Raw genomic sequence first — 12,396 nt, 5'->3', positions numbered from 1 at the left:
CGATAGCGTCAGTAATCGGAGATCGCGGCAGCGATCTCCCGGCGCGAACCGACCCCGAGTTTGGCCAGAATGTTGGACACGTGGGACTGGATCGTCCTGCGGGACAAGAACATTTGCGCGGCGATATCGGAATTGGAGCAACCTTCCGCCACCAGGGCGGCGACCTTGCGCTCGGTGTCGGTCAGTGCCGCACGGCCGGTTTTGGGGCGGTTGCGTGGGCCGCGCACGCCGCGGCGAATTCCGTAGGGCCGCAGGCGGGCCACCGCACGGGCGATATCCCAGGATGCGCCGAGGGTGGTGTAGAGCCCGATGGCGGCGTCGAGCGCGCTGCGGGCATCGGCGTCGTGTCCGTCTGCGGCGAAGAGCGCGGCGGCGTTCTCGTAGGCCTGTGCCTCATTGAGCGGTCGGCTGGCTTGCCGAAATGCCGCCGCGGCAGAGAGGAGGACCGCAGGCTCGCGATCGGCCAGACCTCGGCACAGCAGGGCGGTGCCGGTTCTGGCGGCCGTCGGCTGGCGCTGCGCCAGCTCCGCCGCGGCCGCGACCACCGAACGAGCCGCGTCCTCGTCACCGACATCGGCGGCCAGCCGGGCGATATCCGGGAAGATGTAATAGAGCGTCGCCGCAGTCAAGTTGTCGGCCAGGCCCTTGTACGCATCGATGAGCAGGTCAAGTGCGCCACGCGGATCCCCGCGCGTCTCGAGCATCAGTGCCTTGATCCACGGATAGAACTGGCCGTAACTACTGCTGCCGAGTTGGTCGTTCGGTGCGGGGATATCGTCCGGATCCGGCAGAAAGGTACCGCGGTGGATGCCGATCAGCGCGGACAGGCTCTGCAGGATCGGCGTGTAGCCGAAGGCATCGGGCACCGACTGGCCCGAAGTGCATTCGATGATTGCATCGTCCCAGCGTCCGTCCAGTACGTAGAGCCGCGCCTTGGCGACCGTATTCGCACTGAGATAGACGCCGTGGATCCGGCGACTGTGTCCGATCGCCTTGTGCAGCACCGCTTCCGCGTCGGCGAACCGATCGAGTTCGATCAAGCAGTGCGCGTAGAGCGCATAGGGATCGAACTGGTCGGAACCGAATCCGTTCTCGAAGACGGCCAGAATGCGGCTGCTCAGTTCCAATGCCTCGTCGAGATATCCCTGGACGTAACGCACGGCCCCCACGGTCAACAGCCCATATCCGGTCACGAGGGGGTTCTCGGTGGCATCCCCGATCGCCAACGCCTGTGCACCGGCCGCCTCCGCCGCGTCGAACCGGCCGAGGTAGAAATTGTTCAAACCGCTCATCCCGTGGAACCGGCCCGCGTCCTCGTCCGTGAGGTTCGGTGTGGCCAGGGTCTTTTCGGCAACGGCAACGACTTCACGCAGATCGCCGCGCGCATGGCAGGCCTGCATCAGCAACCACCGCAGTTCGATATCGTCCTCCGGCCGGTTCAGCAGGGCCGTGCGCACCAGGGCTTCGGCCTCGGCCGCGCGACCGTTCCACAGCAGCGCTTGGGCGTGCAGCCGCAGCAGTATCGGACGCATGCCGAGTTCCGCCGTGGCGGCCGCGCGCCGCAATAGCTGCACCGCGATTTCGGGCGCGCGCACGATCAACTTGTCGGCCACCGCGACCAGCCAGTCGAGTGTCCGCGCATCGAGTTCGTTCTCCCCCGCCGACAGGTAGTAGGCGATCCGCTCGATCGGTGCGTCGGTCGCCAGCAGCATCTGTCCGGCCCGCCGCAACAATCCGGCGCGCAGCGAATCGGGCAGCTGATCGGCGAGGACCTGGCGGATCAGATCGTGCCGGAAGACCAGCTCGGAGTCGGCACGGGTGAGCAGTCCACCGTCGGTCGCCTCGGTGACCACATTCCAGATTTCCATGATCGGACTGTCCAGCACCGCGGCCAGTTCCGGAACGTACACGGTCGGTCCGAGCGCCGCGGCCATCGGAAGTACTTGCCTCGCCGACCACGACAGGAATTCCAGCCGCTGCGCAATCGCGCCCGCCAGCGACGCGGAGGGACCATCGACCAGTTCGGTCGGATCGGCGGTATCCGCGACCACCGTGATCGCCGCGTCGCGCAATAGCGAGGCCACCAATTCCGTTATGTAGAGCGGATTTCCGCCCGCTCCGACCACCTGTCGCATCAGGCCGGGCCCTGGAATCGCACCGACCATATGCCGAACCAGCTCCGCCGCAGCCGGTTCAGCAAGCGCGCCGAGCCGGATCATCGGGGCACGACGTTCCACGAGTTCAGCCGTCAACGCGACGAATCCGGCGTCGCGGGGCAGCGGACGTGCCGCCAGCACCAGCAGCAGTGGCAAATCACCGAGCACACCACAGAGCCGGTTCAGCACCGCGAGACTCTGCCGATCCGCCCAGTGCACATCATCGATGATCAACGCGACCGGGCCGGCGGCACACCAGGTATCGACCAGATCGAGGATCGCCTCGGTGATCGCGAATTCGTGCGTCGCCGCACCGTCGCCCGCTCGATCCCCACTGCGCAGCAGCGCCCGTACCGGATCGGAGCCACGATCGCTGTCCAGCCAGGAGCACACGGCCGCGAACGGAACCTGCCGCTGCAATTCCTTCGCGGCTCCCCGGCGCACGCTCAGACCGCCCGCCGAGTAACGAGCAACAGCCGCATCGAGTAGTGCGGTCTTGCCGATACCGGGCTCACCCTCGACGAGCACCACCACCCCCTTCCCCGCAGTCGCTCGCAAACCCAGCGCGACAACACGCTCGACCTCGGCATCTCGACCGACGAATACGGAGGTAAGGGGACCCTGCACCCGGGAGATCCTATGTGCCCGCTTGACGTTGTGCAGATTGCATACCCCCCGCTCAGCGCGATATCTCGCCTCCCGATGCGGATATTCCCACGGGCTATGACGGATGTTCCCGCTCTGCGGCTGCCATAGGGTCGGCAATTGCGGCCGGCTCACGACCGGCAAACCGGCTGGGTACAGCGCATTCGATCGGTAGCCGAACAGAGGAGAACCGTTGCGGTCCGAGGCACCCACTCGGCACCCCGCACTCGCGGTGGTGCGCGGAATCACTCGCGTCGGTGGTCATATCGCGCGGGAAGCGGTCACCCGTCCACAGGCCCTCCGTGCGGCCGATGTGCCGGTGACCGGTCGAGAATTGACCACCGATTGGCTGACCGCTGTGCTGTGCTACGACCATCCGGGCGCGGTGGTCAAGGCATTCGACACCACGGATAGGAGCAGCGGGACCTCGACACGGTGGAAACTCACCATTGGCTACAACGAGATCGGCCAGGTCGCGGGCCTGCCGGAGAACCTTTTCGCGAAGACGACCGCGGACTTCAAACAGCGGCTCACCCTCGACCTGGCCGGCACCCTGCACGGTGAACCCGGCTTCTTCAAACATCTACGCCCCCACCTGGAAATCGAGGCGCCGCGCGGCTATCACAGCGCCGTCAACAGCCGGTCGGGGCGCTCGATCTCCCTACTCGAGGACATCGTCAGTACCAAAGGCGCCAGCTTCTGCACGCCACGCACCCCGATCGGACGCGAAGAGATCGAAGATCTGCTGCGCACCATGGCGACCTGGCACGCCCGGTACTGGGACGACGAAGGGCTGCGGCTGCACGGGTGGCTCAAGGCACCGCGCTCGCATTTTGCCAATCTCGACCGGTTGATCGGCCTGTCCAAGCGGGCGCGGGTCGGGGCCCGACGTGCGGCTGCGGTGATTCCGCAAGCCCTACCTGCCCAACATGATCGGCTGTATCGCGCACTGGAACGCTCGCTCGAGATCGCCAGCACCGGACCGCAGACCTTCCTGCACGGCGACAGCCACATCGGAAATACCTATGTCACCGCGGCGGGCCGGATGGGTTTCACCGACTGGCAGGTTGCGCTGCGCGGCAGCTGGGCCTACGACTTCGCGTATGTCGTCGCCTCCGGTCTGGATGTGGCCGACCGGCGGGCCTGGGAAGGCGAACTGCTCACCATCTACCTGGAACGGCTCGCGGCCTGCGGGGCTCCGGCTCCTGACTACGACACGGCCTGGCTGGCCTATCGCCAGCAGGCGCTGTACCCGTACTTCATTTGGCTCTCGACCATCGGCCACAGCGCCATTCAACCGAAATACCAGCCTGATGAGGTCTGCCTCGGGATCATCGAGCGCACGGCAACGGCGGTTGTCGACCTCGATGCCGCCGGAGCCGTCGGGGCGACCGGATGAACGGACCGGAGGTAGCCGATGCGCATCGTCAGTAATCGTTGCCGCACCGTCGAATACACGGTGACGACGGCGAGCCCGTGCGCAATTGATATCCAGCCGTCGGTGATCGGGGCCCGCCGATGCTTCCACGACTGCCTGCTGGTGACAATCGGGGTGGATCGCGGCGACCGCACACTCGCTGGCACCGCTGTACAACTCCTCCGGCGTATCGTCACCGAATCCGATGCCGGACCGATTGTCGTCGAGGGCTTCGCCTGCCTGCCCCGCCCCGGCGAAAGACACAGCACGCCAGCGGACTTCGATGTGCTCTCCGAACTCGCAGAGGCCCTCGACGTGCTGACCGAGGTCACCGAGCGGCTAGAGGAACGCGGTGAGCAGGTCCATCTGATGCCGTTCGGCTGGTACAAGAATTGTCGGATCGACTCGCTCGACGGGGTAGGCACACAGCATGTGATCCAGATGTCGGCCTACGACAGCCGACAGTGCGAGCCGGTGCTGCGCTGGCCCGGTCCGCGTTCGCAGATCTTGGCATCCACACAGGTTAGAAAGGTGTGTGTCACCCCCGAGCGTGGCCGTCGCTGAAAACCGAACATGAAGATCTTAAGTAGTCGCTGCCGCACCTTCGAATACACCGTCACCACCGCGAGTCCAGCCGCCGTCGATCTCGAATCGACAGCGATCGGCGTGCCCAAGACGTTCTCCGACTGCCTACTGCTGATGGTCGGTGTGGAGCGTGGTGATTCGGCCTCGTCGACAGCGGCCGCGAAGATCGTGTGGCGCATCGCGTCCAAGACCGATGCGGCGCATATCGTCATCAACGGGTTCTCCCATCTGGCGACCCCCGGTGAACGATCCGATATCCCAACGGCTTTGCACGTGCTGGCAGATCTCGCCGAATCCCTCGAGGCCCGCGGCGCCCACGTCCATCTCATGCCGTTCGGCTGGAACAAGCGCTGGCATGCCGATGTCCTCGACGGCGAATGGGAACAGCGCGTCGTCCACCTGCCGATGTGATCCACAGCGGGGAGGGGTACCTCGAAAATTTTCGAGGTACCCCTCCCCGCTGCTGGAAATCGCCACCGCGAGCCGAGCACTACGCTGTCCGACCGTGGCCGAATATGTGGGTGATGGCCGGGCGCACCACCGTGGGCCGCTCGAATCACGGTAAGCGGAACCGCAGCCTTGCTCTCAGGGATGGGATGCTGCGAGATGCTGCAAATTATTTGCAACGGTTCACTATTGATTGTGCCGTCAAATAGCGGCACAATAGAATTCATACAACCTGCATCCCCGGCACACCCACTACCGACCAAGTCCGGGCTCGGCGGGACGAAGGAGATATCGGTAACCATGAACCTCAAGTCGAAGAAGGTTGTCATAGCCGGTGCCGTCGCCGGTGCACTGGTGATCACCCCCGCCGCCATGGCGATTCAGTCGACCGTCGCGGCCCCTGGGAACCACAGCAACAGCAATGGCGGCGGCGCCCGCGGCGGCAGCTACGGCAACAGCACCAGCGGAGGCAACCGCCGCGTCGCCGATCAGGATCACTCCGCCACCGGCAACAACAACTCGAGCCGGGGCTCCTACGAGAACAACAACGACAGCGGACGCTGGGTCTGGGTGCCCGGCGAGGGTAACAGCCGCTGACCTAATCCATTTGCGGCTCTTCATATTACGAATGCGACCGCCGCTCCGGAAGGAGCGGCGGTCGCATTCGTATGTATGTCGCAGGCGACGAATCGTCTCCGCCTAACCCATCTACCCCGCCCCACGAACCCCGCCGAGAGGCCAATTGCACTCCGCCAGTATCCCTTTGCCCGCTCGACACAGCTCGATGCCCTTCCGAGTGGCGCGCGCGGAGTTGCACGACCATCCGAAAGGGCATCGGCGGTATTAAGTTTCGCGGTCCGACCGACTCAGGTCAGGTTACCGTCGACGCACAGGCTCGACGAACGCCACGACGGTCCTGGCCGGTTCGCACTCATATCGAAAGTCCAGTTCGAAATCGGCCCTGCCGCACGCCAATACAGCCCGCCGCGGCCATCCGCGATCGCCTCGTACATATCTTCGCGGCCTTCGATCAACTGACTGCCTACGCAGGAGTCCATGTAGTCGGTGCCCGGCTGCTGCGCACCCGGACTGAACTGGCCGGCCGGATTGCCGTTGGTACCAGGGTTGTACACCGTGCTGCGCCCCGCGGCCAGACCCTCACGGGACCAGCGCGCGAAGCCGAAGAAATCGGATTGGCACCGGTAGTTCCAGCCGCCCGCGGAGATGAGCACCCCCTGCGGATGACCGACACCGGCCCACAGGCAGCGCACGCCGATATCAGCATTGGCCGCGGGCGCCTCGGTGCCGATACCGAATCCGCCGACCCCCGCCGCGATCGCCGCGAGCAATGACAGTGCTCGGATCTTGTTGCGCCCCTTGGCTTTACGTGCCGGATCGGGACATTCGGAAAGTCTGGGCGCGTGCTGCTGTTCGCTGACGTTGATCATCGACGTCTCCTTCATCATTGTCTCGCCCACCGGCCGACGTCGATCCGGGCCGACGGGAGGTGCTGATCCCGCTGCCTAATGTAACGCTATTTAACGGCACGTTGGACTAAGTATCGCCAGCCATGGGAACGATGAAGAAGGAAGGCCTGGTCAGGCCATGCAACAACGAAAAAGTGGCTGTGGGCCAGGTAGAGAAATGCGCGCCTCGGCGCGGGCCGTTGCCTCAGGCGTCCGGCAGGGCCTCGGCGAGTTCGCTGTCCTGCTCGAGATACCGCGCGATAAAGCGATTCACGAGTTCGGCGCTCGCCTGTCCCGGGCGGACCCGGGTCTCGGCCGCCCGCGCGGCGAGTGCGGCCTTATCCGCAGAGGTACGTTCGGAGCGCTGGTACGGCTCCCAGGCTGTCCGGTGGAACAGGTCGACGAAGCGGCGGGCGATCCGGTCACAGTCCGCGCGCAGCCGCTCCAACTCGCCGAGCAGGTCATCTACCGGAATGCCCGCGCCCTCCAGTTGGTCGAAGGTGCGGATCAGCTGTGGATCGGCAATGCGGTAGGTCGCGGCGTCGACCGGTTCGTACAGTCCGGCCGAGACCACACGAGCCAGGCCGTTGGGCACATCACGATAGCGCTGCTCGAGCTCGGTCGCCGCGATCGTGTCAGCGGGAGACGGCGCGGTGGATTGCGGCGCGCCGGGCTCCGCGACGCCGAGGATGTCACCGAGGTCGTCACCGCGGTCCCAGGCCTCGAGCAGTTCTCTGATCCCGTTGAGCTTGATCCCCCGGTCCAGCAGACGGCTGATCGTCTGCACCCGATTGAGATGATCCGGTCCATAAAAGCCGGTGCGGCCCTTCACCTGTGGTGGAGGCAGGATGCCGCGCTCGGCGTAGACCCGCAGGCTGCGCACGGTCGTACCAGCCTCGCGCGCCAGCTCATCGATCGTGTACTCCACGTCCCCTGCCATATGTCTAGGAAACCACATAGAAACATTACCCACAGGTAAGCATACGGCAGTGATGCCGGTCACCTATGATCTGCGAGGCCCGCTGTCAAGCCCCGATGACACCGCAAACTATTCCCGCCGTTGGCAATTCGCTGTGCCGGATCCGGCTCCTGCGGGGCTTATCCTTCGGATATGACCGAAGCGCAGGCTTCTCGAATTACCGTGGCGGAGCGGGAACGGGCGCTGGAACAACTGTCGCACCATCTCGGCACGGGGCGACTGAGCCTCACCGAGTTCGACGAACGCAGCGCCATTGCCGCCGCGGCAACCACCAAGGGACAATTGGCGGAATTGTTCGTGGACCTGCCGGGTATCACCCCGGCCGCACCGCAGGTACATACCGACAATCGACTGCGACAACTCTCGACGATCGCCGCGGTGATCGCGATCATCGCGGTCGTACTCGCCGTCGCGACCGGGAACTGGCTGTGGTTGCTGGCGGGCACCGGCGTCGTCGTCGTATTCCTGGTCGAGCGGCTGCGCTGAGCGTCGGCCGCCCTACCACCTCGTGCGCGGACGGACGTAGTTGGCCAGATCGACCAACCGGTAGCGGTGCCAGCGATCCGGCGCGGCTCGCGCCAGCGCCCGCAGACTCGTCTCGAGTCCGAGCCGCAGCCCCGCATGGGTGAGTGGAAAACCCAGAATGGTCTGGCTCGATTTCCGCGGTCGGCCGCCGACACGCAGCCACTCCATCGCGGCGCCGACCACGATGACCTGCAGCTGCAATGTGCGAGCGTCATCCGGCAATGCCTCGAGCCGCGACGCGGCGGCGCAGATATCCGCCTCGGTGATATCGGCGATCGGTCGTGAGACCAGCAGCAGGCAGCCGGTGGTGTGCGCGACGCCGTGATGGCGTGACGCGGCGGGCACCTGATCGAGCACCGCGACGGCTTCGAGCAGTTGCCCGTCGGCCGCGAGGCGGCGGGCCAGCCCGAAGGCCGCGCTCACCACACCGTGGTTGGTCCGCCACACCGCCCGGTAGTGCTCCATCGCGGCCCGGTGCCAGCGCTCGGTATCGGCCGGAATATCGAGATGCTGCAGTACGAGTTCCGCGGTGGCGGCCAGTGCCAGCTCCGGGCCGATCTCACCGGGCAGCATCGCGTGCACGGTTTCGAAATGCAGCCAAGCCCGGTCGTAGAGGCCGTCGAGCAACTCGGCGATGCCCTCATACCACTCGATTCGCCAGTCCGCGTCGTAGTCGGGTCGCAGACCGGCGAGCTGTTGGCGGGCTATGGCCGTCTCCCCCAAGTCGAGATACGCGCGCACCGCCGTGATCGGCCCCTCCAATTCGAACGATTCCGGTGCGACGATGGTGCCGGAGCGGATGCGCTCATGGGCGCGGCGCAACGCGTCCAGCGCATGCCTCGGCTCGCCGTGCAGCAGGCTGGACAGCAGTTCGGCACTCGGATCCTCGCTGTCGATCATTGGTGTCGGCAGCGCTGCCACGACATCGCCGACCGCGAGCATGGGCATCCGGGTCACCCCGTCGGTAATCCCGTCGGTCTGGCCGATGAGCGTATCGGTGCCGAAATCATCACGCATTGCGCTGAATTCGACCGATGGCTGGGGATGTTCCAGACCGGTGTCGATGGCAAGGACCATACGCAGCGCACCGGCGAGTTGGCAGTACATCGAGTACGCGGATGGGAATCTGCGCTCGGGCTCCGGATCGGTGGCGCGCAACAGAATTCGGTACAGGCACTGGTAGCGCGCCAGCAGCGGATCCTCATCGGGCTCGGGTATGCCGCCGAGAAAGTGGCCATCGCGGTCCCTCGGCAGATTCAGCGCAAGGGCGGCCAGAGTCCGGCCGACGGTGTAGATATCCGACACCACGGTGGGCCCGGTCTCGGTGATCTCGGGCGCCTGAAAACCGGGCGTGCCGTAGATGCTGCCGTAGGAGTCCATCGCCGCGACCGCACCCAGGTCGATGAGTTTGACCTCGTGCTCGCTCACCATGATGTTGTCGGGCTTCAGATCGTTGTAGGCCAATCCGAAGGAATGCAGATAGTCCAGCGCGGGCAGAATTTCCATTATGTACGCGATGGCCTCGACAACCGGAATACGCTCGTCGCCGCGGGTGTCGAGCAGCTTCTTCAGCGATTGCCCGCCGACATATTCCATGACGATATAGCCATCCGGCACATCGCGCGAGGACCGATGCTTGACGAAGTTGTAAATCTTCACAACGCCGGGGTGGGCGACTTCGGAAAGAAATTGCCGTTCGGCGAGGGCGACCACATGCGCCTCGAAGTCGAGCGGATTCTGTAATCCCTTCAGCACCACCCAGCGGTCGCTCACATTGCGGTCGATGGCCAGATAGATCCAGCCGAGGCCGCCGTGCGCCAACGATCCCTGGACCTCGTACTGGTCGGCCACCAGTTCCCCCGGCTGCAGGGCCGGCCGGAAGTTGAACGGCGATCCGCAGCGGCCGCATTCGCCGACCACCTCACCGGGCCCGGACGCGCTGCGGCGGCCCACCGGCTCCTGACACTTCCAACAGAACCGTTTCAGTTCGGGCACTTCGGGATTCGCGAGAATGGCACTGCGCGGATCGACTGGCGCCACCCGCGGCATCGGCACCAGACCGGCGCCGAGCCGGCGCACGCTCGGCCGTGACCGGCCACTGCGTCCGGAACCGGGCTCGTCGAGTTCGTCGAGTTCGTCGAGTCCGACGATCGGACCGGAGACCGACTCGGAGGTATCCGTGATCGGCTGGGTCATACTCGCCTCGACCGGCGAACCCCGCGGCCCGGGCCCGGGCAGTGGGAACCGTTGCGACGGGGTGCCTTCGGTACTGCGCGGGCGCGACCACGGATGCGGAAGACGTTGGGACGAATCGACTTTCGACATGCCCCTGGTCGCCCAGGGAAGCGGAGTTCGCCGCGGCACCTCGGTGCCACGCATCCGCCGATTCGCCCATGGGTGCGGCAGCGGATTCTCGGAGGGCCTGGCTTGCTCCGGCATGGGAACCTTTCGAGCCTGTTGAATCGGGGTCCCATTCTCTTCCGCCGTCCGCCGCCGTGCGCCTAACCTGTTCCCCGCAATGGGAATAACTCCGCCCCGGACATGTTGTCCGGGGCGGAAATCGGTTTACTTGTCGTCGGGCTCGTCGAGGATGACGACCGGCTCGCCGTCGCGCGCACGCGGTGGCCGCTCGGCCAGCACCGGGAACTGACCGGTGATGCCCTCGCGTTCCTGAGCGACCTGCAGCACCCGCTTGCGGGCCAGGAACCAGCCGCCGACGAAGGCCGGAACCACGACCACCGCCATGGCGATCACAGCACCGCGCTGCTCGATTTCGTGGCTGCATGCCATCAGCACGATCACAGCGACCAGGAATGCCAGCGTGGCGTAGCTGGTGTAAGGGGCACCGACCAGCCGGAACGACGGACGTTCGGCCAGCCCCTTCTGCGACCAACGGAACAGTTGCAGCTGGCAGACCACGATCGCACCCCAGGCCGCGATGGTGCCGAGAGCGGACATGTTCAGCACGATCTCGAAGGCCTTGTCCGGCACCATCGCATTGAGCCCGACACCGACCAGCGCGATCGCGCCGGTGGCGAGGATGCCGACGTAAGGCACACCGCCGCTGGACATCCGCGAGGCGATCTTCGGCGCGCTGCCGTTCATCGACATCGAGCGCAGGATGCGGCCGGTCGAGTACAGACCCGCGTTGAGGCTGGAGAAGGCCGCGGTCAGCACCACCAGGTTCATGATCGAACCCGCACCGCCGACACCGAGCTTGGAGAAGAAGGTGACGAACGGGCTCTCACCGGCCTTGAAGGCGACGTAGGGCAGCAGCAGGCCGAGCAGCACCAGCGAACCGACGTAGAACAGCGCGATGCGGGCGATGACCGAGTTGATGGCCCGCGGCATGATCTTTTCCGGATTCTCCGCCTCACCGGCTGCGGTACCGATCAATTCCACTGCGGCGTAGGCGAATACGACACCGGTGGTGACGGTGACCAGTGGCAGCAGACCGGTCGGGAACAGACCGCCATTGTCGGAGAGCACGCTGAAACCGGTGGTCTCACCGTCCACCTTGAATCGGCCCGCCAGGAAGATGGTGCCGATGACCAGGAAGGCGACCAGCGCGACGACCTTGATCAGCGCGGCCCAGAACTCCAGCTCACCGAACCATTTCACCGAGATCAGGTTGATGCTGACCACGATGGCCAACGCCACCAGCGCGATCAACCACTGCGGTATCGCCTCGGTGGCTCCCCAGAAGTGAACATAGGTGGCGATCGCGGTGATGTCTACGATGCCGGTCATGCACCAGTGGAAGAAGTACATCCACCCGACCGCGAAAGCCAGCTTCTCGCCATAGAACTCACGCGCGTAGGAAACGAACGATCCGGAGGACGGACGATGCAACACCAGCTCGCCCAGCGCCCGCAGGATGAAGAACACGAAGATGCCACAGACCGCGTACACCAGGAACAGCCCGGGACCGGCAGTGTGCAACCGACCACCCGCACCCAGGAACAGTCCGGTTCCGATCGCGCCGCCGATCGCGATCATCTGCAGCTGGCGCGGGCGCAACGCCTTGTGATAGCCCGCATCCTCAGCATGCAGAGCGTCCGCGGGCGCCGACACTTCCGCGGAGGGTTGAACGGTTGTCATGGTGAAGCCTTTCACGTGACGGCGATCATATCGCTGCTTAATGTAACGCTATTCAACGGCACGTTCAATAGGGAG

10 protein-coding genes are annotated in these 12,396 nt (G+C 65.2%); 5 read left to right on the top strand and 5 right to left on the bottom strand.

Translation table 11 applies throughout. The annotated features are described in order from the left end of the window. Positions 1–8: 8 nt before the first annotated feature. Positions 9–2,783 carry a helix-turn-helix transcriptional regulator gene (locus ACQP2D_RS12665; RefSeq protein WP_433683899.1) on the bottom strand — a complete coding sequence of 925 codons (2,775 nt, stop codon included), beginning with the start codon at positions 2,781–2,783 and terminating at the stop codon, positions 9–11. A gap of 211 nt (positions 2,784–2,994) precedes the next feature. On the opposite strand from ACQP2D_RS12665, the gene ACQP2D_RS12660 reads away from it, so the two are divergent. The 4 genes from ACQP2D_RS12660 to ACQP2D_RS12645 all read left to right on the top strand — a co-directional run bounded on the left by ACQP2D_RS12660 (position 2,995) and on the right by ACQP2D_RS12645 (position 5,847). Continuing rightward, positions 2,995–4,200: an aminoglycoside phosphotransferase family protein gene (locus ACQP2D_RS12660; protein ID WP_433683898.1), complete on the top strand. Its 1,206-nt coding sequence runs from the start codon at positions 2,995–2,997 to the stop codon at positions 4,198–4,200. A gap of 18 nt (positions 4,201–4,218) precedes the next feature. Next, complete coding sequence (locus ACQP2D_RS12655; RefSeq protein WP_433683897.1) at positions 4,219–4,782, top strand: threonyl-tRNA synthetase editing domain-containing protein; 564 nt, start codon at positions 4,219–4,221, stop codon at positions 4,780–4,782. Between the two features lie 9 nt (positions 4,783–4,791). After that, positions 4,792–5,214: a threonyl-tRNA synthetase editing domain-containing protein gene (locus ACQP2D_RS12650; RefSeq protein ID WP_433683896.1), complete on the top strand. Its 423-nt coding sequence runs from the start codon at positions 4,792–4,794 to the stop codon at positions 5,212–5,214. A 336-nt stretch (positions 5,215–5,550) separates the two neighbouring features. Next, positions 5,551–5,847, top strand: coding sequence for a hypothetical protein (locus tag ACQP2D_RS12645; RefSeq protein ID WP_433683895.1), 297 nt, complete (start codon positions 5,551–5,553; stop codon positions 5,845–5,847). 269 nt (positions 5,848–6,116) lie between these two features. On the opposite strand, the gene ACQP2D_RS12640 is transcribed toward ACQP2D_RS12645, so the two are convergent. Together ACQP2D_RS12640 and ACQP2D_RS12635 are read right to left on the bottom strand one after the other, a co-directional pair. Further along, positions 6,117–6,698 carry a hypothetical protein gene (locus tag ACQP2D_RS12640; protein ID WP_433683894.1) on the bottom strand — a complete coding sequence of 194 codons (582 nt, stop codon included), beginning with the start codon at positions 6,696–6,698 and terminating at the stop codon, positions 6,117–6,119. 223 nt (positions 6,699–6,921) lie between these two features. Next, positions 6,922–7,656, bottom strand: coding sequence for a MerR family transcriptional regulator (locus ACQP2D_RS12635; protein WP_433683893.1), 735 nt, complete (start codon positions 7,654–7,656; stop codon positions 6,922–6,924). Between the two features lie 171 nt (positions 7,657–7,827). Here ACQP2D_RS12635 and ACQP2D_RS12630 point away from each other — a divergent pair, with 171 nt between their 5' ends. Next, positions 7,828–8,181: a DUF1707 SHOCT-like domain-containing protein gene (locus tag ACQP2D_RS12630; RefSeq protein WP_433683892.1), complete on the top strand. Its 354-nt coding sequence runs from the start codon at positions 7,828–7,830 to the stop codon at positions 8,179–8,181. A gap of 12 nt (positions 8,182–8,193) precedes the next feature. On the opposite strand, the gene ACQP2D_RS12625 is transcribed toward ACQP2D_RS12630, so the two are convergent. Continuing rightward, entirely contained in the window at positions 8,194–10,416 is a 2,223-nt protein-coding gene (locus tag ACQP2D_RS12625; RefSeq protein WP_433683891.1) for a tetratricopeptide repeat protein, read from the bottom strand. A 369-nt stretch (positions 10,417–10,785) separates the two neighbouring features. Then, positions 10,786–12,321 carry an amino acid permease gene (locus ACQP2D_RS12620; protein ID WP_433683890.1) on the bottom strand — a complete coding sequence of 512 codons (1,536 nt, stop codon included), beginning with the start codon at positions 12,319–12,321 and terminating at the stop codon, positions 10,786–10,788. Between the last annotated feature and the right edge of the window lie 75 nt (positions 12,322–12,396).

The organism is Nocardia sp. CA-119907 (genome assembly GCF_050955995.1).
GTDB lineage: Bacteria > Actinomycetota > Actinomycetes > Mycobacteriales > Mycobacteriaceae > Nocardia.
This window is presented reverse-complemented; position numbering and strand designations above follow the sequence as displayed.

Excerpts from the sequence above, each read along its gene's own strand:
- ACQP2D_RS12655 (WP_433683897.1), top strand. The coding sequence starts at position 4,219 with ATGCGCATCGTCAGTAATCGTTGCCGCACCGTCGAATACACGGTGACG.
- ACQP2D_RS12650 (WP_433683896.1), top strand. The coding sequence starts at position 4,792 with ATGAAGATCTTAAGTAGTCGCTGCCGCACCTTCGAATACACCGTCACC.
- ACQP2D_RS12645 (WP_433683895.1), top strand. The coding sequence starts at position 5,551 with ATGAACCTCAAGTCGAAGAAGGTTGTCATAGCCGGTGCCGTCGCCGGT.
- ACQP2D_RS12640 (WP_433683894.1), bottom strand. The coding sequence starts at position 6,698 with ATGATCAACGTCAGCGAACAGCAGCACGCGCCCAGACTTTCCGAATGT.
- ACQP2D_RS12635 (WP_433683893.1), bottom strand. The coding sequence starts at position 7,656 with ATGGCAGGGGACGTGGAGTACACGATCGATGAGCTGGCGCGCGAGGCT.
- ACQP2D_RS12630 (WP_433683892.1), top strand. The coding sequence starts at position 7,828 with ATGACCGAAGCGCAGGCTTCTCGAATTACCGTGGCGGAGCGGGAACGG.
- ACQP2D_RS12625 (WP_433683891.1), bottom strand. The coding sequence starts at position 10,416 with ATGACCCAGCCGATCACGGATACCTCCGAGTCGGTCTCCGGTCCGATC.
- ACQP2D_RS12620 (WP_433683890.1), bottom strand. The coding sequence starts at position 12,321 with ATGACAACCGTTCAACCCTCCGCGGAAGTGTCGGCGCCCGCGGACGCT.